3 protein-coding genes are annotated in these 24,856 nt (G+C 71.3%); all 3 read right to left on the reverse strand.

The annotated features are described in order from the left end of the window. The 3 genes from Q4V64_RS08135 to Q4V64_RS08145 are packed head-to-tail and all read right to left on the reverse strand — an operon-like array spanning position 1 to position 24,234. The gene (locus tag Q4V64_RS08135) at positions 1-876 is read right to left on the reverse strand and encodes a proline iminopeptidase-family hydrolase (RefSeq protein ID WP_124443992.1); all 876 of its coding nucleotides are present in this window, start codon (positions 874-876) and stop codon (positions 1-3) included. Next, the gene (locus Q4V64_RS08140; RefSeq protein WP_303709295.1) at positions 869-17,068 is read right to left on the reverse strand and encodes a non-ribosomal peptide synthetase/type I polyketide synthase; all 16,200 of its coding nucleotides are present in this window, start codon (positions 17,066-17,068) and stop codon (positions 869-871) included. The genes Q4V64_RS08135 and Q4V64_RS08140 overlap by 8 nt, the downstream gene beginning before the upstream one ends. Continuing rightward, positions 17,065-24,234, reverse strand: coding sequence for a non-ribosomal peptide synthetase (locus Q4V64_RS08145; RefSeq protein WP_303709296.1), 7,170 nt, complete (start codon positions 24,232-24,234; stop codon positions 17,065-17,067). Before Q4V64_RS08145 ends, Q4V64_RS08140 begins: the two co-directional genes overlap by 4 nt. Positions 24,235-24,856: the final 622 nt, after the last annotated feature.

The following is a 24,856-nucleotide window of genomic DNA, read 5'->3' on the forward strand; positions in this document are numbered from 1 at the left end:
TCACCCCGGTCCGCCGATCCGGGCCAGCAACTCCTCGGCGAAGAGCTGGGGTTGCTCCAGGTGAGGCATGTGGGAGGCGTGCGGGACGACCACCGTCTGCCCGCGGGGCACGGCCCGGGCGTACGCCTGGCAGGCCCGGGGCGGGACGAAGTCGTGCTGTCCGCTCACGAAGAGGGTGGGCATGTCCAGTTCGGGCAGGCGGTCCGCGCGCGTGTAGGAGCGCAGGCTGCCGGTGACGCGGAACTCGGTGGGCCCCCACAGGGCGTCGCGGACCTGCGCGGAGGTGCCGAGGGTGGCGTCCAGCAGTTCGTCGGGCCAGTCGGCGCGGCACATGTGCCGCTCGGCGAACACGAGGGACGCCTCGCGGTACGCGGCGGTGTCGTACCGGCCGGTGCGCAGGGCGTCGCTGATGGCCTGGGCCGTCGCCGGGGGCAGCCGGAACAGCAGCTGCCGCATGTCCTCCTCGTATTTGCGGACGTTCAGCACGGGCGAGACGAGGATCAGCCAGTCGGGGCGGTGCGTGCCGCGCAGGGCGAAGTCGCAGGCGATCATCGTGCCGAAGGAGTGTCCGAGGAGATGGAAGCGCTCAAGGCCCAGCGAGCCGACGAGGGTTTCCAGTTCGTCGACGAAGTGCTCCAGCCGCCAGGACCGCCCGTCGGCGGGCCGTTGTGCGGAGCGCCCGCAGCCGGACTGGTCGTAGACGACGACGGGATGGCCGGGCAGCGCGTCGGCGAGAGGCCGCAGATAGTCGTGGGGGGTGCCGGGACCGCCGTGGACGGTGACCACCGGGGTTCCCGGGGCGTCGGGATTCAGGATGTCGTACCAGATCCGGCTGCCGGGCACGGTGCTCAGCGTGCCGCTGGTCAGGTCACTCACCGTTGTCTCCCTGTGCGAGGTGGGCGCCGATCGTGGCGACGTGCGGCATCCCGTTCATGCTGAGGTGGTTGCCGGGCACCGGGACGTCCCGGAAGGTGCCGCGGACCAGCCGCCGCCAGTACGGCGCCTGGTCGGCCGGGAATTCCGGGATCTCCTCCTGGTGGGAGAAGAACAGCACGTCCCCGGCGTACGGGCGGGCGGTGTAGGCGTGCATGGCCCGGCTGTGCCGCTGCCAGGCGCGCAGATAGCGGGGCAGGAAGTCGGCGGACAGCAGGGCCTCGGACTCGGTGCCGTGGGCCCGGTCCGCGATCAGGCGGATGCGGTCCTCGGTCGTGGGCAGCGCCGCCAGTTCCGCGCGGGGCAGGTCCAGGCGGGCCAGGCCGTAGCGCATGAGGTAGTCCAGGATGTCGTCGTCGGTCATCTCGGCCGGCAGGTTGCCGGGGGCGGGGCTGTCGATCAGCACCACCTGGGGCCGGTGTGCGTCGCGGGCGTCGAGCTGTCGGGCCATCTCGTAGGCGACGAGGCCGCCGAAGGAGGAACCGCCCAGGCGGTACGGCGGTTTGAGCCCGAACTCCTCCAGCCGTTCCAGGTAGGAGGCCGCCATGTCCTCGATGGTGTCGAGGTCGGCGGTGCCGTCCAGCAGGGGCGAACGGATCGCGTACACGGCCTGGTCCTCCGGCAGGCAGGCGGCCAGCTCCCGGTAGAAGAAGACGTCTCCCCCGATGGGGTGGACGAGGAGCAGGGGCGGGCGGGCCTGCGGGTCGCCGGTCCTGATCACCACCAGTCCGCGGGGTGCGTCCTCCTCGGGTCGGCCTCCGGCGAGCTGCTGGGCCAGGGCCTGCGTGAGGGCCTGCGGGGTGTGCCGTTCCAGCGCCATGAACTCGACGTCGACGCCGGTTCGTTCGCGGATGCGGGCGACGAGCTGGACGGCGGCCAGGGAGTCGCCGCCCTGGGCGAAGAAGTCGTCGTCGGGGCGGATCGTGTCCACGCCGAGGACGTTGCGCCACGCCTCCGCGACCGTCGCCGCGGCCTCGTCCGGCGCCTGGGGCGAGGAGACTTCCGTCGCCGTGGGGTTCTGCGGCACGGGCGACGCGGCTGCGGCCGCCGTGAGGTCCGGCCGGGCGGGGACCAAGGTGGGGGCGGCCCGGTCGATCCAGTGCTCCTGGCGGGCGAACGCGTAGCCCGGCAGCGGCACCCGGTCTCCGGCCGTCAGGCCATGCAGTGCCTCCGCGTCGACCTCCGCTCCTGCCGCCCAGGCCGTGCCCAGGGCATGCAGCGCGATGGCGGGCTCCTCGTGCGCGGCGTCGCCCGTCGGCGGCATCGCCGCGACCACGAGGCGGCCGGCGCGGTCCGGGTGGCGCCGGGCCGCGCGGGCGAGCGCCCGGCCCGGCCCGACTTCCAGCAGGACGGCGTCGCGCAGCCGTGGCTCGCCGTACAGGGTGCTCAGCCCGTCGTGGAACCGGACGGTCCGCCTGAGGTGTTTGCGCCAGTATGCGGGGCGGCACATCTCGTTGGGATCGGCCCAGTCGCCGGTAAGTTCGGACACGAACGGCAGCTCGGGTGCCATCAACCGGACGCCCTCCAGGGCCATGGTGAATCGGTCGAGGACCGGGTTCAGCAGCCGGGAGTGGAAGGCGTGCGAGACGGCAAGCCGGCGACCGGTGACGCCTTCGGCGGCCAGTTCCGCCGTGAGCGCGTCGACGGCCACTGCGGGGCCAGAGACCACGCAGCTCGTGACGTCGTTGACTGCGGCCAGGTCCAGTCCGTGGCGGGAGAGCCGACCCCGTACCCGGTGCTCGGGCAGCGGTACGGCGAGCATCGTGCCGGTGGCCGTGCCCGCGAGCAGTCGGCCGCGCTCGGCGACCAGCGAGAGCGCGTCCTCCAGCGAGAGCACGCCCGCCAGGCAGGCGGCCGGATACGCCCCAAGGCTGTGGCCGATCACCGCGTCGGGCCGGACGCCGAGGTCCGTGAACCAGCGCGCCAGCGCGTACTCGACGACGAACAGGGCCACGTGGGTGAACCGGGTGTCCCCCACCCTGTCGGTGCGGCCGAGCAGGTCGGCCTCGGAGGCGTCCTCACCTACCCGACCGCGCAGCAGCTCCCGGCAGTGGTCCACGTGGGCCCGGAATTTCGGCTCGCTCGCGTACAGGGCCCCGCCCATGTCCCGGTACTGGGCGCCCTGTCCGGGGAACAGGAACACGACCGGACGGCCGGGGCGGTGCACGACAGGGTCACGCGGCGGCTCGGCCAGCCGCTCCAGGAGGTCCTGGCGCCCGCCGGCCACGACGACGCGGCGGTGCGGGAAGCGGTGCTGTGCCGTGTTGAGCGTGTACGCCAGCTGTTCCAGTGGGATGTCCGGGTGGGCAGCCGCATGGCGGGCCAGGGCCCGCGACTGCCGGTCCAGGGCGTGCGGTGCGGGCGCAGAGACGACGAACAGCGTGTGGGTGCGCGTCTCGTGCCGCCGTTCGACCGGGTCGGGGGTTGGGGGTGCCTCCTCCAGGACGACATGGGCGTTGGTGCCGCCGATGCCGAAGGAGCTGACGCCCGCCCGGCGGATCGGGTGGCCGTCCGTCCAGGGGGTCGTCTCGGTGACGACGTGGAACGGGGTCTCGTCCAGTTCCAGCCTGGGGTTGGGCCGGGTGTGGTGGAGGGTCGGCACGAGGGTGCGGTGCTCCAGGCAGAGCACCGTCTTGATGAGTCCGGCGATACCGGAGGCGACGTCGAGGTGGCCGATGTTGGTCTTCACCGAGCCCAGGGCGACCCGCTGCGGCACGGTGCCGCCGGAGGTGAACGCCTCGCGCAGGGCGGCCACTTCGATGGGGTCGCCGAGCGGGGTGCCGGTGCCGTGGGCCTCGACGTAGCCGACGGTCGCGGGGTTGATCCCGGCGCGTTCGTGGGCGCGGCGGATCACGGCGGCCTGCCGCTCCTGGCTGGGGGCGGTGTACCCGACCTTGTTCCGTCCGTCGTTGTTGATCGCCGTGGCCTTGATGACGGCCCGGACCCGGTCGCCGTCGGCGAGGGCGCGGTCGAGCCGCTTGAGGACGACGATGCCGACCCCCTGGCCCTCGATGGTGCCCTGCGCGTCCGCGTCGAAGGCGCGACAGGTGCCGTCCGGGGAGAACACCATGCCCTCCTGGTGGACGTAGCCCTCACCGCGGAGCTTGCCGATGGACACGCCGCCGGCCAGCGCCACGTCGCAGTCGCCCGCGAGCAGTGCCGTGCACGCCTGGTGCACCGCCACCAGCGAGGTGGAGCAGGCGGTCTGCACGGTGACGGCGGGGCCGGTCAGGCCGAGCTTGTAGGCGACCCTGGTGCACAGGAAGTTGACCTGGTTGTTGATCATCACCTGGTAGCGGGTGGCCAGGTCGGTCTCGCCGAGCGAGGGCAGCACGTGCTCCTGGGCGTAGTCGTTGTGGCCCGCGCCCGCGTACACCCCGATGTCCCCGTCGTAGGCGGCCGGGTCGCAGCGTGCGTCCTCCAGGGCGTGCCAGGCGCACTCCAGGAACACCCGGTGCTGCGGGTCCATGGTCCGCGCCTCCCGGGGCGAGTAGCCGAAGAACTCGGCGTCGAAGGAGCGGATGTCGCGCAGTCCGCTCCGGGCCCGCACGTATCCCGGCTGGTCGATCTCCCGCTCCGGCACGCCCGCGGCGAGCAGTTCCGCGCGCGTGGGGCGGACGACGCTGTGGTGTCCGGTGACCAGGTTGTGCCAGAACTCCTCCAGGTCGTCGGCGTCGGGGAAGCGGCCGGCCATGCCGATGACGGCGATGTCCCGGCTGTCGCCGCCGCCTTGGTGACCGGGTGCGGCCGGGTGCGCGGCAGGCTCCCGGCGCGGCGGGTCGCCGGCGCGCCGGCCGGTGACGTGCGCGGCCAGGGAGGCGATGGTCGGCAGCCGGAACAGGTCGGTCATGGTCACCGTGCGCCGGATCTCCTCCGGCAGGCGGGCGTGGACCTTGGTCAGCAGAACGGAGTTCCCGCCCACGTCGAAGAAGCGGTCGTGCACGCCTATCTGGTCCAGGCCGAGGACGTCCTGCCACAGCCGGGCGATCAGCCGCTCGGTGTCGTCGGACGGGGCCGCCGGTGTGCTACGGGCGGTCCGGCGGCGTGCGGGAGGCAGCGCCTTGACGTCGAGCTTTCCGCTGTACGTCAGCGGCAGTTCGGTCAGGTGCACGAGGGCGGCGGGCCGCATGTACTCCGGCAGCAGGTCGGCCAGGTGGGCGCGGAGCGCGTCCTCGTCGAGGGCCCGGTCCGCCACGTAGTAGCCGATGAGGCTGCGGGCGCTGTCCGGTGTGTCGGCGGAGCCGTCGAGGGAGCCGACGACGACGGCACTCTGCCGCACGCCGGGGAACGACACCAGTGCGCTCTCCACCTCGCCGAGTTCGATGCGGTGGCCGCGCAGCTTGATCTGGTCGTCGGCGCGTCCGACGAACTCGATCTCCCCGTTGTCCCGGCGGCGGGCCAGGTCACCGGTGCGGTAGAGGCGGCCGAGCCCGGCGTCCGACGCGTCCACGAAGCGGACGCGGGTCAGGTCCGGGTCACCGAGGTAGCCGCGGGCGAGGGCGGCGCCCCCCAGGTACAGTTCGCCGATCGCGCCCGGGGGCAGCGGTCGCAGCCGGGCGTCGAGGACGTGCGCCGTCTCGTTCGGCAGCGGCCTGCCGATCGTGACCAGGAGAGGGCCGTCGGCGTCCGCGGCGGTGTAGGCGCGGGAGGTGGACCAGATGGTGGTCTCGGTCGGGCCGTAGACGTTGACCACGCACGGGCAGCGGCGCAGCGCCGCGCGCAGCAGATGCCCCTCCAGCCGTTCGCCGCCGACCAGCAGACGGGTGTCGTCGAGGCCGCGCAGCGCGGGCAGCGTCATCTCCAGCAGGCTGGGCGTCATCTGCACGAAGTCGTAGCCCGAGCAGTCCAGTTCAGTGACCGGATGGTCGCCGACGGCCATGCTGCCGCCGCCGAGCAGCGTCAGGCCGTACTCCAGTCCGAAGATGTCGAAGACGTAGTTGGTCAGGCTGTACGTGTGCAGCGGGCCGGCCGCGGGGAAGTGCCGCTGCCGCAGGGCCGCCATGGTGGTGCTGAAAGCCCGGTGCTCCACCATCACGCCCTTGGGCTGCCCGGTGGTGCCGGACGTGTAGAGGACGTAGGCGAGCGAGTCCCCGGTGACGGGCAGGTCCAGGTCGTCGGGGCGCTCGGCCGCGCACGCCGCCCGGGTCTCGGGGGCGTCGACGGCGAGCACCGTCAGACCGGGGAACCGTGCGGTCAGCCGGTCGCGGTGGCGGCTGTGGGTGAGCAGTAAGCGGGCGCCGCTGCCGTCGGCGATACGGGCGATGCGCTCGTCCGGGTAGCCGGGGTCGAGCGGCACATAGGCGCAGCCCGCCTTGAGCACGGCGAGCAGGCTGGTGACGATGTCGGTGCCGCGGTCGAGCAGCAGCAGGACCGGCTCCTCGCGGGCGAGCGGAACCTGCTGCCGGGCCACGCGTGCCAGCCGGTTGGCCGCCGTGTTCAGTTCCGCGTACGTCAGGGCGGTGGTGCCGTGGGTGACCGCGGGCGCGGTGGGGGTGCGGGCGGCCTGGGCCTCGAAGATGCGGTGGATGACCGGTTCGGTGGGCTCCGCGGTGCCGCTGTCGTTCCACGCGGCCTCGTCGCGCGGTGCCGTCCGCGGCGCGGTGAGCACCACGTCGGACGGGGAGACACCGGGGTCGCCGGCGACGGTGCGCAGCACCGTCTCCACTCCGGCCAGCAGGCGCCAGGCCGTCTCGGGCGTGAAGAGTTCTCCGGCGTGGTCCAGGACGAGCGTGACGTGCCCCTCCTGTTCCGTCACGGACACCACCAGCGGGTAGTCGCGCTTCTGGTGCCGGAAGCGGAAGCGGGGCCGCAGCTCCTTCTCGTGCCGCTCGTCGGTGACGGCCGGATAGTTCTCGTAGATGAACAGGCTGTCGAACAGCCGCCGCCCGCCCGTCTGGAGCGCGGCGAGGTCGACGCTGCTGCGGCGGCTGATCTCGTGCAGGTCGTCCTGGAGCCGCTGGACCTCCTCGATCGCGCTGTCGGCGCCGGTGCCGTGGCGGGCGATCAGCGGGACGGTGCTCAGATACAGGCCGACGGAGGTCTCGATGCCGTCGACGGGCAGGTCGCGCCCGGCGAGCACGGTGCCGACGACGGTGGTGTCGGCCCGGCCGTAGCAGCCGAGTACCTTGTGCCAGGCGTACTGGAGCAGCGCGTTGAGGGTGACCCCGTGGTCCTGGGCGACCGAGCGCAGCCCCGCGAGCAGCTCCGGAGGCAACGGCAGCGTCTGTTGCTCCTGGCGCAGGACGCGCCGGTGGGTGGCGAGGTCGGTGCCCCGGGCCTCGGGCCGCAGCAGCCCGCTGAGGTCGCAGCCGTCGCCGGCGTCCGCGGCATAGGCGCGCCAGAACGCGTCGTGGGCGTGGGCGCTGTGCCGCAGTGCGCGCTGCACCGCCGGATAGTCGTCGCCGGCCGGTGCAGGGGCACGGCCGTCGCGCAGCGCGAGGTAGGCGTCGTGCAGGGCGCGCAGCAGCAGCGGGCTGCTCCAGCCGTCCAGGATCGCGTGATGCGTGTTGAGCACACAGGTGAAGCGCTCCGCGTCCTGCTTGACGAGGTGCACCCGGAACAGGCCGCTGACCCGCAGGTCGTACGGCGTGGCGCGGTCGCTCTCCAGCAGCGCCTGGAAGGCGGCGTCGCGCGCGGCGGTGTCCGGGTGGCCACTGAGGTCCAGGTACTGCCAGGTCAGCGGCGCCGCACGGTCGACGACCTGCACCATCTCGTGCTGCCAGTCGAACCGCAGCCGCAGCGCGGCGAAGTCCCGCTGCACGTGCGCCCATGCCGCGCGGTACAGGTCCGGGTCGAGGGCGGTCTCGTAGTCCCAGACCGCCTGCACCCGGTAGGCGTCGTCGATGTCGCCCTGGGCGACAGCGTGCTGGATGAATCCCTGCTGGAGGCTGGTGGCGGCGAAGACGCCGTCCAGTTCGCGGTCGGCCTGGAGCCGGTCGAGGTGCTCCTGGGGCAGCAGTCCGTCGATGTCGCTCACCGTGAGGTGGGTGCGGGTGCTGTGGGTCGTGCTGTCGACCAGCGCGGTAAGCCGGTCCTCGAAGGCCCGCGCGAGCCGCCGGGCGTCGGGCTCGGGCAGCCGGCAGGAGAGCGTGAACCGCAGCTGCTCCTCGCTCACCATGCCGGTGGCGGTGACCGCGTACGGCAGCAGGTTGTCCGGGTGGCTCCAGTCGCCGCCGGGCTCCGTGGCGACCTGCCAGGGGCCGGTGGCGGAGTCGAGGCGCCCCAGGTAGTTGAAGCACACGCGGGGCAGCGGCCGGTCGTAGCCGCACAGCGGTCCGTGGCCGAGGCCCTTCCCGGGCACCGCGCGCAACCCGTCCTTGACGGACGCCAGAGTGCGCCGGGCATCGTCGTACGTCTCCACGCGCACCGGGTAGAGGGTGGTGAACCAGCCGAGCGTGCGGCTGACGTCGAGGCCGGGCGCGATGTCCTCGCGGCCGTGCCCCTCGACCATCAGATGCTGCACCGGCCGGCCGGTCACGTCGGACAGGGCCAGTGTGAACGCGGCGAGCAGGAACTCGTCGACCCCCGTGCCGTGAGCGCGCTGGCAGTCACCGAGGAGCTGTGCGGTGCGGGAGGTGTCGAGCGTGACGTCGGCGTCCACCAGGGCGCCCGTGTCCTGGCGCAGTACAGGGGCCTCGTCGAGGTCGGCGAGGAGGTTCTCCCAGTAGTCCCGCTCCTCCGGCCGCCGGCGGGCGTACTCGGCCACCGCCTGCGACCACTGCCGGTAACTCGTGCCCTTCGCACCCAGCTCACGGCCCTCGTACAGCCCATGCAGATCCTCCGCCAGGATCCGCCAGCTCACCGTGTCCGTGATCAGGTGATGCAGCGCGAAGAAGATCCGCGCACTGCCGTCCCGGTATCCGTGCAGATACCCGAACGCCGCAACAGGACCCTGCTCCAGATCGAAACCGCTCTGCCAGCCGGTCAACCGCTCCCGCAGCGCCCCCTCGAACTCCGGCGAGCCCTCCCCGCCCGCAACCTCACGCACATCCAGCACCCGCAGACCCGGGAACGACGCCTCCACGTCGTAGAACTGCACACCCCCACGGAACCGCAGCCGCAACGCGTCATGCCGCTCCACCAACCCCCGCAACGCCCCCTCCAGACGCCCACGCTCCAACTCCGGCACCCGCACCAGGAACGCCTGGTTCCAGTGCTCCGCACGCACGAACTCCCGCCCGAAGAACCACTCCTGCACCGGCAGCAACGGCACCTCACCCGCCAGCACACCCTGCTCCGCCACCACCGCATCGGCGGCGGCCTCGGTCTCGGTCTCGGCCACCGCGAGGACCCGGTCATGGAACCGCTCGACCGTGCGGTGCTCGAAGACATCCCGGACGCCGGCCCGGATGCCGAACTCCCGGCGGATCCGGCTGACCAGCCGGATGGCGACGATGCTGTCCATGCCCAGTCGCATCAGGTCCATGGTGATGCCGAGCCGCTCGGCGGGCATGCCGAGCACGTCGGCCCACAGGTCACGCAGCCGCCGCTCCCGTTCGCCGCGTGGAGGTACGACCTCTTCGACGGCCGGGACGGGGTCGGGCAGGGCGCCCCGGTCGAGCTTGCCGTTGGGGCTGAGCGGCAGTTCCGGCAGGTGCACGAAGGTCTCGGGGACCATGTACGCCGGCAGGGCGGCGGCGAGCCGTTCGCCCAGGCGCTCTGCGTCCAGCGGGGCCGGGGAGACGTAGTAGGCGACGAGAAGCTGGCGGACGGGGCCGCCCTCCGTCTGGTGCTCCTTGACGAGGGCGACGCTCTGGGTGATCTCCGGGACGCGGGTCAACGCGCTTTCGATCTCGCCCAGTTCGACGCGGTAGCCGTTGAGTTTGACCTGGAAGTCGTCACGGCCGAGGAACTCGATCCACCCCTGCCGCGTCCACCGCCCCAGATCACCCGTGCGATACAACCGCCCCAGCTCAGGATGCTCGAAGAACCGCTCAGCGGTCCGTTCCTCGTCCCTCCAGTAGCCCAGGGCCACACCCGCTCCCCCGATGTGGATCTCCCCCGCGACACCGACAGGACAATGCTCACCCCGGCCGTTCAGCACATACATCCGCTGACCCGGCATCGCCGTCCCGTACGGGATACTCGCCCACTCCGGGTCCACCCGCTCGACCTCATGCCAGATCGACCAGATGCTGCCCTCGGTCGCACCACCCAGACTCATCACCGTCGCCTCAGCGGACAACCGCTTCAGCCGGTCCGGGAGTTGGGTGGGGATCCAGTCACCCGACATCAACACCACACGCAACGGCTCCAGCGACGTCTCCCCGGCCTCGTCGGCCAGCAGACCCGCCAGCTGCGGCACGCTGTTCCACACCGTCACCCGGTGCTCACGCACCAACCCCAGCCAGTGCGAGGGGTTCTTCGTCTCCTCCTGAACCGGGAACACGATCGCACCGCCCGCGGCCAGCACACCGAACAGGTCGTACACCGACAGATCGAAACTCAGCTCCGACAACGCCAGCACACGATCGTCCGGCCCGACCCCGAAACGGTCGTTGACCGACCGCAGCGTGTTCACCGCACCCCGGTGACTGATCGTCACCCCCTTCGGACGCCCCGTCGAACCCGACGTGAAGATCACATACGCCACATCATCCGGACCCACCACCGGCAGCCCGCCCTCCGGCGCCTCACCGGCCAGCAGATCCTCCACCACCAGCACCCGGCACCCAGCACCCGGCCCGGCCACCTCCGGCCGCACCGCCTGCCCCCGCGACACCAGCACCACCCCCGCACCCGCCTGCTCGAGCACGTCCTGGACGCGGCCCATGGGCCAGTCGACGTGCAGCGGCAGATAGGCGAGGCCGGCCTTCATCACGGCCGTAGTCGCCAGCACCTGGGCGTAGCCCTTCTCCGCGAGCACGCCGACGAGCCGGCCGTCGGCAGCGTGGTCGCCGAGTGCGCCGCGCAGGCGTCGGGCGAGGCGGGTGCTGTCGTCGTAGAGCTCACCGTAGGTGTGGCTGCGGCCGGTGCCCGCGTCGATGACGGCCACCGCGGCGCGACGGCTCTCGTCGAGCCCGGCCTCGTACAGGCCGAAGAGGGTGTCGTCGCAGTCCAGGGCCTCACCGGTGGCGTTGGCCGCCTCGATGAGGGCGCGGTCGGACTCGGCGAGATAGCGGTCGCGGGGCAGTCCGGTCGCCCAGTCGTCGTTCGCGAGGTGCTCGATGAGGGTGCAGTACAGCCGGTTGAGGTGGTCGATGACAGCGCGGTCGAAGAGCTGGTCGACGTAGAGCCACTTGCTCATGAAGCCGTCGGCGACCTCGACGGCTTGCAGATCGATCCACGCCTGGGAGGTCTGGGCGCTCCAGTGGCGCTCGCCGGTCAGTTCGCTGTCGTCGAGGAACTCGCCGCGGTCGGCGTCGCGGGTCTCCTGGCCCACCACTCCGGTGAACACGATCGGCGACACGGCGCGGGTCGGGTCCAGGCCGTGCAGGCGGCTCAGCTCGCGCTGTACCTCCACGCCCGAGTACAGGGCGTGGCCGATGCTCTCCCACAGCAGGTCGTGGGTGCGTCGGATCAGGGCCTCGGCGTCGGCACCGTGGTCGGTGTGGTGGTGGAGGACCGTGGAGGTGAAGTTGCCGAGCAGCTCGTCGCTGTCCTCCAACAGCGGCAGACGCTGGGACAGGGTCAGGGTGATGGGCAGTTCGTCGGCGCCGGAGAAGTAGGAGACGACGCTGCCGAACAGGGCGAGCAGCACTGACGACGTGGACACGCCGCGGCGCCGTGCCTGCTCCTTGAACCGGTGCCACACGTCGGGCCCGACGCGCAGGGTGTGCTCGGCGAACCGCGGGTGGGTCACCGCGTCGGGCGAGGTGGCGAAAGGCAGGGTGCAGCGCAGCGGGAGGGTGGGGAGCCGGTCCTGCCAATAGGCGCGGTCCTCCTCGTACCACCGGGAGTGCTTCAGCAGGGCGAGGTAGTCCTGGTAATCCTTGAAACTGGCGCCGGGCAGCGGCGGGCGCCGGTCGGTGCCCCGGTGGAGGTCGTCGAGGCGTCGCATGACGGCGAGCCTGCTGCGCACGTCGAGCGCGATCAGGTCCCAGCTGATGTGCAGCACGCTGCGGTCGCGGAACCGGCTCACCTCGAAGGTGAAGAGCGGGAAGCGCTCCGGGTCGTACAAGTGGTGGGACAGCCGCTCCCGCACCTCGCTCGGCCGGGAGGGGTCGTAGTCTCGGTCGGTGTGGTCGTGGACCGGTATGCGGAAGCGGGGCACCTCGGTGGGGGCCAGGATCCGTTGCCGGAGCCGCTCGTAGGAGAACACCGTGCGCAGCACGTCGCACTCGGCGACGAGCCGGTTGACGGACTCCTCCAGGCGGTCGGTGTCCAGATCGCGGTAGTGGTACTCGCTGTAGACATGGTTGGCGACGTTGCCGATCTCGTAGTTGCCGAGCCGGCCGACGAGGTACGCCTTCTGGATCTCGGTCATGTCGAACCAGGCCCCGGGGTCGGCGCCGATCGACGGCGGCAGGGCCGGCAGGTCGGCCTCGCCCCGGACGTCCCGGAAGTCGCTGGGCGTGTAGTGGACGCCGGTGCAGGTGACGCAGTGGCCGACGACCTCGGTGAGGGCTGCTTGGAGCGCGTCGGTCAGCGCCCGGGTGGTGGCGGCGTCCAGCCTGCTGTCCAGGCGGACGTGCAGCCGTCCCCCGCCGACGTGGGCGAGGACGGTCAGCAGAGCGCCGGTGGTGTTGCAGGCGGGCATGGTCTCGCCGGGGTCTTCGAGGACGAGCCGCCAGTCGGCGGAGCCGGCCTGCTCCGCGTCGAGCCGGCCGAGGTAGTTGAACCACACCGGGGGCAGCGGCCGGTCGCCGAGCAGCGGGCCGTGGCCGATGCCGCCCGCGGGAACCGTGCGCAGGCTCTCCTTGACGGCGCGGATGCTGTCGCCGAGGTCGTCGGCGAGCGGCAGCCGCACCGGGTGGAGGGTGGTGAACCAGCCGAGGGTGCCGCTGACGTCGAGGCCGGGCGCGATGTCCTCGCGGCCGTGGCCCTCGCGGACCACATGGTGGACGCGGCCGCCCGCCACGCCTTCCAGGGCGCGGGCGAGCGCGGTGAGCAGCAGGTCGTCGACGCGGGTGTGGTAGGCGCGGTGAGCCGGGCCGAGCAGGTCGCGGGTGGTGTCCTCAGGGAGGGTGAACTCTTCGCTGCGGCCGGTGCCGGTGTCGGTCCAGCCTCCGACGGCGGGGGCGAGGTCGGCGAGGAGGTTCTCCCAGTAGTCCCGCTCCTCCGGCCGCCGGCGGGCGTACTCGGCCACCGCCTGCGACCACTGCCGGTAACTCGTGCCCTTCGCACCCAGCTCACGGCCCTCGTACAGCCCATGCAGATCCTCCGCCAGGATCCGCCAGCTCACCGTGTCCGTGATCAGGTGATGCAGCGCGAAGAAGATCCGCGCACTGCCGTCCCGGTATCCGTGCAGATACCCGAACGCCGCAACAGGACCCTGCTCCAGATCGAAACCGCTCTGCCAGCCGGTCAACCGCTCCCGCAGCGCCCCCTCGAACTCCGGCGAGCCCTCCCCGCCCGCAACCTCACGCACATCCAGCACCCGCAGACCCGGGAACGACGCCTCCACGTCGTAGAACTGCACACCCCCACGGAACCGCAGCCGCAACGCGTCATGCCGCTCCACCAACCCCCGCAACGCCCCCTCCAGACGCCCACGCTCCAACTCCGGCACCCGCACCAGGAACGCCTGGTTCCAGTGCTCCGCACGCACGAACTCCCGCCCGAAGAACCACTCCTGCACCGGCAGCAACGGCACCTCACCCGCCAGCACACCCTGCTCCGCCACCACCGCATCGGCGGCGGCCTCGGTCTCGGTGCCCGCGAGTGCGGCCACCTGTTCGACGGTGGGCAGGGAGAAGATGTCGCGGACGGCGAGCGTGACGCCCAGTTCCTTGCGCAGCCGGCTCGCCACCCGGATGGCGACGATGCTGTCCATGCCGAGCCGCCTGACGTCGTCGCGGACGCCCAGGTCCGCAGGGCGCAGGCCCAGGCAGTCGGCCCACAGGTCGCGCACCCGCTCCTCCAGCGGTGTGCGCGGGGCGAGCCGCTCCTCGGGGGCGTGGGGCAGGCCGGGGTCGGGCAGGGCGCGCCGGTCGAGCTTGCCGTTGACGGTGACGGGCAGCTCGGCCAGGTGGACCAGGACGCCGGGCACCATGTACGGAGGCAGCGTCTCGTGCAGGGCGCCTGTGAGGGCGGTCTCGTCGAGGGGGTGGTCGGCGACGTAGTAGCCCGCCAGGTAGGGGTGGTGCGGGTCGGTGTGTCGCACCAGGGCGACGGCCTGCCGGACGCCGGGGCAGCGGGTGAGCGCGGCCTCGATCTCGCCGAGTTCGATCCGGTAGCCGCGAATCTTGACCTGGAAGTCGTCGCGGCCGAGGTACTCGATCGAGCCGTCGCTCCGCTGCCGCACCAGGTCACCGGTGCGGTACAGGCGGCCCTCGCCGAAGGGGTTGGGCACGAAGCGCTCGGCGGTGAGTTCCGGGCGGTTCAGGTAGCCGCGGGCGAGCTGGACACCGCCGAGGTAGAGCTCGCCGACGGCGTGGGCGGGCAGCGGCCGGCGGGCCGCGTTCAGCACGTACACCTGGGTGTTGTCGACGGGGGTGCCGATCGGCACGGTGGCCGGGTCGGGATCGGTGCACGGGTGGTGCAGGACGTCGATGGACGCCTCGGTGGGCCCGTACAGGTTGTGCAGGCGGGCGCCCGGCAGCAGCCGGTGGGCGTCGCGGACCTGGGCGGGCTTCAGCTCCTCACCGCTGCAGAAGACGAGGCGCAGGCCGGACAGCGCCGTTGGGGCCCCGGCCGCGCCGTCGGCCGCCTCCAGGAAGACGGCGAACATCGACGGCACGAAGTGAACGACGGTGACGCGCTCCCGCTCGACGATTTCGGTCAGGGCGTACGGGTCCTTGTGGGCACCCGGCTCGGCGAAGACCACGGCCGCGCCGTACCAGACGGCCCACAGCAGCTCCCACACCGACACGTCGAAGACGTACGGCGTCTTCTGCAGGACCCGGTCGTCGGGGCCGAGCGGGAACATCCGGTTCATCCACTGGATGCGGTTGACCAGACCGGCGTGCTCGCACAGCACGCCCTTCGGCCGGCCGGTCGTGCCGGACGTGTAGATCACGTAGGCGAGGTCGGAGCCGGTGAGCGGCAGATCGGGGGCGTCACAGGGCAGTTCGGCCGCGTCGGAGTCCTCGTCGACGGCGACGACGGGCACTCCGGGGTCCGCCGCCGCGCAGCCCGGCCGGTTGCGGACGTCGGTGAGCAGCAGCGGGCTCCGCGTGTCGGCGAGGATGAACCGCAGCCGCTCTTGCGGGGCGTCTGTGTCGACGGGGACGTATGCGCACCCCGCCTTCAGCACGCCGAGCACGGTGACGAGCATGTGCTCACCGCGGTCCAGCCGCAGACAGACCAGGCTGCCCGGCGCCACCTTGTGCCGGTGCAGCAGCAGACGGGCCAGCCGGTTGGCGCGCTCGTCGAGCTGCCGGTATGTCAGCCGGCGTCCGGCGTGGACGACCGCGGTGGCGTCCGGGGTGCGCCGCGCCTGGAGTTCGAACATCTCGACGGCGGTGCGCACCGGCCCGTGGTCCCGTTCGGTGGCGTTCCACTCGGCCAGCCGGTGCAGGGTCTCGGGCGGCACCAGATCCAGCCGGTCGATGCCGGCGTCCGGCGTGGCCGCCGCCGAGCCCAGCACGGTGAGGTAGGTGTCGCAGAGCGCCTCGATCTGCTCCCGGTCGTAACGTGCCTCGGCGTAGGTGACGGTGAAGTCGACCCCGTCGTCGCTCTCCTTGGCGATGACGGAGATCCCGAACTTCTCCGCCAGGTCCTCGTACGGCAGGACGCGGTGCCCGAGGGTGGTGGGGGGTGCCTCCACCGGCGCGTAGTTGTGCAGGGTGAACAACACCTGGAGGGTGTCGGCCAGGTCCGCGGCGCCGCCCGGCAGGGCGTCGGTCAGCATGTCGACGTTCAGCTGGTGGTGCTGGTTCAGGTCGACGACCGCGTCGTTGACGCGTCGCGCGTTGTCGAGGAACGAGTCGCCGCCGCGGTACTCCGGGATCAGCGGGAGCGTGTTGACGAACGGGCCGATCGCGGACTGGAAGGCGGGCGGGCGGTTGGCGACGGTGAGGGCGACGGCGAAGTCGTCCTGACCGCCGGTGAAGCTGCTGAGGGTGTGGTAGAGCCCGGTGAACAGCAGGGCGTACCGGCTGACCCGGTGCCGGGCGGCCAGGTCGGTGAGCGTCCGGTGGGTGTCCGGGTCCAGGGTGCGCCGCAGGGTGGCCGCCCGGTTGTCGGCGCCCCGTGCGGCGCTGCGCCCGAGGCGCGGTTTGCCGGCGGCGGCGAGGCGGCGCGCGAGCCGGTCGCGGGCGGCGGCGCACTCGGGGCCGGCCAGCTCGATCCGCTGCTGTGCGACGAGGTCGAAGTAGTCGAGCGCGGGCCCGTCGTCGCCGGGCGCATCGCCGTCGGGGGTGTCGTGCAGGGTGAGCAGGCGGTGAACGAGGAGCTCGGCCGAGTAGGCGTCGGTGAGCATGTGGTGGTGGGTCAGGCCCACCACGACCGTCCCGGTGCCGTTCACCTCGACGATTTCGGGGCAGATCAGATGGCCGTCGGACAGCGGGAAGGCGGTGCAGGCACGGTCCTCGAGCAGCGCGTCGAGGCGGTCCGGGGCGACGCGGGTGCGGGCCACCGTGAACGCGTCGGCGGGCAGCACCTCGTACGACAGGTCCTCCCGCACCCGCATCCGCAGGATCGGCTCGGCCGCCAGCAGGGCGCGCACGGACCGCTCGGCCGCCTCCGCGTCGGTGCCGGTTAGTTCGAGGAAGAGTGGAATGGTGTAGGTGTGGCCGAGTGCGTCGATACGGCTCTGGATGTACATGCCCCGCTGGACGGACAGCAGCGTCCGCTCGTGCGCCGCGTCGGGCAGCTTCCAGTGGGTGGTCCGGCGTGCCCGCTCCTCGCTGTCGACACGGTTGAGTTCCAGGATCCGCGACAGCTCCCGCTTGCCGCGGCTCACCCGGTCCTTGAGCGGCTGCGGGAAGCCGGTGTCCTGCGGGAAGGAGAAGCCGAGGCGGTCCTCGCCCTTGGTCCACAGCAGGACTCCGGCGGAGCGCAGGTCGTTCAGCAGTTCCAGCTCGGGGTTCACAGCTCTCCCTCTTCGCGCACGGCGGCTGCCGGGGCCGTGCCCAGGTGCTCGGCAAGCTTGAGAATCGTGTCGTTGGCGTACAGGTCTCGGAGCTTCAGCTCGCCCCCCAGGTCGCGCTGGAGCAGGCGCACCAGCTTCATGGCGGCCAGTGAGTTGCCGCCGACGGCGAAGAAGCTGTCGGTCGTGCCGATCGCGCCGGCCGGGCGGTCGAGGACCCGCGCCCACACCTCGGCCAGGGCCCGCTCGGTGTCGGTCGCGGGCGCCACGTAGGTGCCCTGGAACTCCACGGGCGGCAGCCGGTCGGCGACGAGCTTGCCGTTGGGGCTCAGTGGCAGGGCGTCCAGGACCCGGTAGCCGGTCGGCAGCATGTACTCCGGCAGCACTCGCGCCAGCTCCGCGGTCACCGCCTCCGCGAGGGTGGGCGGCTCGGCAGGGCTTTCGGGGGCCCGCCGGGCCTCCTCGTCGACCGCGCCGACCGCGAGGGCGTACACGGTGCGGTCGGTGGGCGTCAGGCCCAGCGGGCAGGCGCCCAGGCCGTCGGCGTCCAGCCGCTCCGCGAGCCGCTGGAAGAGGAACCCGGCCGACAGCAGGTGCTCGGCCGTCGCCTCACCCTCCAGCGTGAGCAGGCAACGGGCCCGGCTCAGGACGGCGTGGGCATCGCCGGTCCGGTCGAAGACCGGCACCGCGGCCAGGTCGTAGGCGTGGCCTCCTCCGGGTTCGGCGAACTCCGTGCCACCGGCCTCCCGGATCCGGCAGACCGACTCCAGCGGCGCGGGGCGGAATCCGCCGGCGGCGCCGAGGAGCACACGGCACACCCCGGTGTGCTCCGCGTCCAGCGGCCGCTCCTCGGGCACCACCCGGTACGGGATGCCGCTCGCGTTCAGTGCCTCGGTGAGCAGGGCCAGCATGTGCCCTGCCTCCAGCAGCGCCAGCCGCCGCGAACGGGCCTCGTAGAGCGGGGTGATGGCGGGCCAGTGGACGACGAGCTGCAGCTCGCTGCCGTGGCCGTCCGACCAGGCGGCGACCGCGTCCAGGTCGTGGGCCGCCAGTTCCCCGGTCAACGGGTGGAAGTAGAGGTGCCCCTCGGGGGTGTGCAGGAACGTGCGGACCGGGTATGTGCTGCCGGCCGACGGGTAGCGGTACTTGGGTAGCGCACGGTTGGGGAGGTGCGTTGCGGACAGAACGCCGAGAACGGCGGCGAGGTCTGCTTCACCGAGGGGGGTGGTGGCGGCTTCTGCGCGGAGGGTGGTGCCGGCTTCTCCGAGTGCCTCCCTGAACCGCTTGCCGATCAGGGCCGGGTCGACGGGCGCGTCCAGGAAGTGCCGGTAACTCTTGGCGCGTGTGTACGTCGCCGGGTCCTGGCTCAGCTCCAGGGCGAGCCGCGGCTCCGCACCGTCGAGCAGCCCGGGCGCGCTCAGGAGGAACTCCTGCCGGTCCACGCCCTTCGCCGCGCCTTCAGTCCCCGGGGCGGGCACCAGATAGGCGACCAGTCGGTCCTGAGTGTCGTCCTTCTGCACCCGGGCGACAGCGTTGTCGACACCCGGCAGATGACTCAACTTGGCGGCGATCTCCTCCAGTTCGACGCGGTAGCCGTTGAGTTTGACCTGGAAGTCGTCACGGCCGAGGAACTCGATCCACCCCTGCCGCGTCCACCGCCCCAGATCACCCGTGCGATACAACCGCCCCAGCTCAGGATGCTCGAAGAACCGCTCAGCGGTCCGTTCCTCGTCCCTCCAGTAGCCCAGGGCCACACCCGCTCCCCCGATGTGGATCTCCCCCGCGACACCGACCGGACAATGCTCACCCCGGCCGTTCAGCACATACATCCGCTGACCCGGCATCGCCGTCCCGTACGGGATACTCGCCCACTCCGGGTCCACCCGCTCGACCTCATGCCAGATCGACCAGATGCTGCCCTCGGTCGCACCACCCAGACTCATCACCGTCGCCTCAGCGGACAACCGCTTCAGCCGGTCCGGGAGTTGGGTGGGGATCCAGTCACCCGACATCAACACCACACGCAACGGCTCCAGCGACGTCTCCCCGGCCTCGTCGGCCAGCAGACCCGCCAGCTGCGGCACGCTGTTCCACACCGTCACCCGGTGCTCACGCACCAACCCCAGCCAGTGCGAGGGGTTCTTCGTCTCCTCCTGAACCGGGAACACGATCGCACCGCCCGCGGCCAGCACACCGAACAGGTCGTACACCGACAGATCGAAACTCAGCTCCGACAACGCCAGCACACGATCGTCCGGCCCGACCCCGAAACGGTCGTTGACCGACCGCAGCGTGTTCACCGCACCCCGGTGACTGATCGTCACCCCCTTCGGACGCCCCGTCGAACCCGACGTGAAGATCACATACGCCACATCATCCGGACCCACCACCGGCAGCCCGCCCTCCGGCGCCTCACCGGCCAGCAGATCCTCCACCACCAGCACCCGGCACCCAGCACCCAGCCCGGCCACCTCCGGCCGCACCGCCTGCCCCCGCGACACCAGCACCACCCCCGCACCCGCCTGCTCGAGGACCTCGGCGAGTCGTCCGCCGGGCCACTCGACGTTCAGCGGGACGTAGGCGGCAGCGGACTTCATCACGGCGAGGGTGCCGACGACCTGGAGGTAGCCCTTCTCCGCGAGCACGCCGACGACGCGGGGCTCGTCCGGGAGGGTGCCGGGCGTCGACAGGACGCGGGCGAGGCGCTCAGAGTCGTCGTACAGCTCGCCGTAGGTGTGGCTGCGACCGGTGCCCGCATCGATGACGGCCACCGCGGCGCGACGGCCTGCGTGCAACCCGGCCTCGTACAGGCCGAAGAGGGTCTCGCCGGAGTCCAGCGCCTCACCGGTGGCGTTGGCCGCCTCGATGAGGGCGAGGTCGGTCGCGGGCACCGGCAGGGACGGGAACGCGGCGGTCTCCCAGTCGAGTTCGGCCAGATCCTCGATGAGCCGGCAGTAGGCGTCGTGCATGGCGTCGAGGACGGCCGGGTCGAAGAGCTGCTCGACGTAGTCCCACTCGGCGACGAAGCCCTCCTGCGTCTCGTACGCCTTGTTGTCGAGCCACACCTGCGGTGTCTGGGAGATGGAGTGGTCGACACCCTGGTACGTGTCGTTCAACACGAGTTCGAACATGCCGGCGTCGGCCGGGGCGCCCAGGGTGCTGGTGAGGACGACCGGGGCCACGATCTTGTTGAGGGGCATGGACTGGCGGGTCTTCAGCAGTCGCTGGAAGTCGACACCGTCGAAGAGGTTGTGCTCGATGTCGTGGAGCAGGTCGCCGTGGACGCGGCGCAGGGTGTCGGAGATGACGGTGTCGTGTTCGGTGCGGTGGTCGAAGAGTTCCAGGACGGTGAAGTCGCCGATGACGCCGTTGATGTCGGGGTGCAGGGGCAGCCGGTTGAACAGGGTGAGGTTGACGCACAGCCGGTCCTGGCCGCTCCAGTGACCGAGCACCCGTCCGAACAGTTCCACGACGAGCGCCGTCGGGCTGATGCCGTGACGGCGACATCGGTCGGTCAGTTTTTCCCAGACGGCGGCGGGGACGACCCGGCTCTTGCGCCGGAAAACAGGGGTGTCGACGCTCGACGGGTGGGCCCGCAGCGGCAGCCGGAGGTCGAGCTGGTAGTCGTCGGCCTTGTCCTCCCAGTACTGCTGGGCCTGGGTCAGCAGGTCGCTGTCGCGGACCTTCTCGTACTGCAGGACGTAGTCGCGGTAGCTGACGCCGAGGTCGGGCAGACAGCGCTCGGGGTCGGCGTAGAGCTGCGCCCACTCGCCGAAGAGGATCTCGAAGCTCGCCATGTCGATGACAAGGGCGTCGAAGCTGATGTGCAGCCGGAAGACACCATCGAGGCGGCTCAGCACGATGTCGAACAGGGGGTAGCGCTCCGGGTCGTACAGCTTGTGGGTGTAGCGGCCGCGCAGCTCCTCCAGTTCGGTCTCGTCGCGCAGGTCGTGGAACGGGACGCGGTGGTACGGGACCTCGCGCAGGAAGCGCTGCTGCCCGTCGGTGAAGACGGTGCGCAGGGCGAGATGGCGTCCGATGAGCCGGTTGAACGCGGTCTCCAGCCGTTCGTGGTCGATGCTGCCGTAGCGGAACTCGCTGTAGACGTGCGTCGAGACGTTGCTGAGCTCGAAGTTGTGGAAGCGGCCCAGGTAGTAGGTCTGCTGGACGTTGGTGAGCGGGAACGGCTCGTAGAGGTGCTCGGTGTCGGTGCCGTCGAGGACATGGTCGCGGTAGGCGAAGCTCCCGAGGCTCGCGGCGACGAGCGGGGCGAGCCGCCGGACCGTCTTCTCTCGGAAGACGTCGCGGATACGGATGTCGCAGCCCAGCTCGCTGTTGATGCGGTTGACGAGTTTGATACCCAGGATGCTGTTGCCGCCGGCCTGGAAGAAGTCGTCGGTGACGCCCACGGTCCGGCGGGTCGCGCCGGTGCCGCCCAGCACCTCGGACCACAGCTCGCACAGGCGGCTCTCCAGCTCGCCGGCGGGGGCGACATACCCCTCGGTGAGGAACTCGCCGGGGTCCGGCAGCGCCCCGCGGTCGGTCTTGCCGTTGGCGTTCAGCGGCATGCTGTCGAGCGGGACGAACACCGTCGGCATCATGTAGTCGGGCAGCAGCCCGGCCAGATGGCGCCGCAGGTCCTCCCGGTCGGGCGGTTCGGGGGCCACGTAGTAGACGACGAGATAGCGGGCCTCGTCGGCGGACGGGTCGGTGTCACCGGGTGCGCTGGGCGGTTGGTGGACGAGGACCAGGCTCTGCTCGACGGCGGGGTGGGCGGTCAGCGCGCTCTCGATCTCGCCGAGTTCGATGCGGTGTCCGCGCAGCTTGATCTGGAAGTCGTTGCGGCCGATGAACTCCAGTGCGCCGTCCGGGAGCGCGCTCACCAGGTCACCGGTGCGGTAGAGGCGCTCCTCAGGTACGACGGGGCCGGTGCCGTCGGTCGCGGGCGGCGGGGTGACGAACCGGCTCGCGGTCAGTTCCGGTGCGTTCAGGTAGCCGCGGGCCAGACCGGTGCCGGCGATGCACAGCTCGCCCACGACCCCCGGGGGCAGCGGTTGCAGTTCCTCGTCGAGGACGTAGCAGCGGGTGTTGGCGACGGGGGTGCCGATCAGCGGGCGGGGGTCGTCGGGGGTGAGGAGGCGGCGCGTGGACCATACGGTGGTCTCCGTCGGGCCGTACACGTTCCAGCACTGGTCCACGGTGGCGGCGAGGTCGGCGGCGAGCTGCGGGGGCAAGGCCTCGCCGCCGCACAGGGCGCGCACGGGCAGCCGTTTGCCGCCGAGGTTCTGGAGGATCAGATGCCACAGGGACGGCGTCGCCTGGACGACGGAGACGCCGTCCGCGATCAGTTCGACGAGACGGGCGACGTCGAGCAGGTCGGTGCGGCCGGCCAGGACGACGGTGCCGCCGTGCAGGAGCGGCATGTACAGCTCCAGCGTGGAGATGTCGAAGGCGACGGTGGTCACGGCCAGCATGCGCTCACCGCGTCGGAAGCCGACACTGCGCCCGATGTCCTGGGCGATGTTGAGGTAGCTGTGGTGCTCCACGGCGACGCCCTTGGGGCGGCCGGTGGTGCCGGAGGTGTAGATGACGTAGGCGAGGTCGGAACCGGTGACCCGTACGTCGAGGTCGGCTCCGTCGCAGGCGGCCGCCACGGCCTGTACGTCATCGGCGTCGGCGAGGACGACGGGGACGCCCGGGGCGATGTCGTCCAGGCCGGTGTGGTGCGCGGTGTCACTGAGGATCAGGACGGGCCGGCTGTCGGCGAGGATCGCGGCGGTGCGGCGCGCGGGTGAGCCGAGGTCCAGCGGGACGTAGGCACAGCCCAGTTTGAGCACGGCCAGCGCGGCGACGAGCAGATGCTCGGTGCGGTCCAGGTACAGCGCGATCAGATCCCCCGGGCGGGGGTCGTGGCGCTCCTGGAGCAGCCTGGCGAAACGATTCGCTGCCTCGTTGAACTCCCGGTAGGTCAGGGTCGTACCGCCGTGGACGACGGCGGCCGCGTCGGGCTGCCGCGCGGCCTGCTCCTCCATCACCCGGTGCAGGGGCCGGTCGTCGTACGGGGCCCTGGTCTCGCGCGCCTGCGCCGCCAGGGCGTGCCGCAGCGTGCCGGGCAGGCACAGCACGTCGCCGAAAGCGGCGGCGCCTTGCTCGAACCGCTCTAACCGGGCGAGGAAGGCGTCGACGTATTCGCGCAGCACGGCGAGGAACGGCAGCCCTGCCGGAGCCTCCATCTCCAGCCGGCCACTGCCGACGCAGCGCAGGACCAGGAGGGTGTCCTCGGACTGCGCGGCCCCGTCGGCGTCCACGAGAACCCGCGGCGGACGCGCCTTTGAAAAGACCTCCCCGAATTCATAGAAGGCATTCTGCGGAGCCCGATACAGCGGATCGTTGAGCTGATCCAGAAGTTCTCGGTGACGCATTCCCCGATCGATGTTCAGGTATTTACGTATTCGCCCGGAGGACGTGTGCACGTCGTGGACGTAGATCCCGGACTTCCGGGAGTTCCATACCATCTGCAAGGCCAGGGAAAGCAATTCGAGACGGTCAGGCGCGAGCGGGACCGAGGTGGCGGACGGAAAGTGCAGGATTTCCCTCTTCCTGGCGGTCTCCGCGATATCGGGACCGATGGCCTCGACCAGATCGAAGCGGTCCTCGGCACGGTCGGCGACGCGCGCCCGGGCCGCCAGCGCCTCGGCCGCGTGCTCCATCCGCAACAGCTCGGGGAGGTCGTCCCGGCACTCATCCACTGACTCGGCCGCAAGGGAGGTGTGGCCTTCACGGGAGAGGCGGATCACCGCGTCGACACAGGCGTCAAGAACCACCCCGTGCGGATCGCCGACGGCACAGGTCCCGCCCACCAGCACATCTCCGCCGGTCAGCCGCACGGTGCAGCGCGCCTCGGGAAGGGCACCGAAGGCCCGCAGCCCAGGCGTCAGCACCGGCACATCCGGGCGACGGGCGGCGCCGACGGCGGACCCCACGACATAGTCGAGGCGCCGGTCCACGAGCGTGTCATCGCTGATGACGCCCGTGTTGTGGGTCATCCGCGTCCGCCACTCGGTCGGCCCCACCGGGTCGTCGTCCAGCATCCAGACGAAATGCCCGGCGTCCGCCAAGTACTCCGCTATTTCCTGCCCGAGCCGGCCGAGTTCCGATCCGACCAGCACGTGAAGAATTTTCACCTTGGCCCTGCCCCTGCCTCGACTACAGCAGCACGCAGAGGCCCAGCACAATGCACCCCCGTGTGCCTTTCAGTAAGCGCAACGCACCTATCCCGGCCGACTGGACGGGTTATCTTTCTCCCCCGCCGTCGAGATACGTGCAACAACCATGGAGAGGCTTTCATTGCAATCAATGGCACGTCAAGGAAACGTTTCGGTCAGGCAAACCAGAGAGATCCATAAGATTTGCTTCGAATGCTCATCAGGATTACTTATGAATAGGTGTGGAGATTGCGCCACCGCCGGGAGGGGTCGTTGAGTCGGCGTCCAGCGGGCCGACCTCGGAATGGCCAGCTCCGAAAGGCGTCTCGCCTGGCCGACGTGGGCCGACTGAGCCGTCCCGATCAAGCCGTCGGGCTCGGTCGGTCTGAATCGGGCGAGTAGCGCACCGTGAACGTCTGTCACGTCTCGAAGTCGTCGGCCGACGGTCCGCCGAGGCGCGCGGCCGTCTCTATCGCTGAGGCGGAGAACAACGCCGCCACCGTTCGTGCGACGGGGCTGTGACGTCACCGAGGTGATCAGCCGAGGCGGGCCCAAATCACCGTGACGCGCATCCGGTAAGGCGCGG

The organism is Streptomyces sp. NL15-2K (genome assembly GCF_030551255.1).
Classification (GTDB): domain Bacteria; phylum Actinomycetota; class Actinomycetes; order Streptomycetales; family Streptomycetaceae; genus Streptomyces.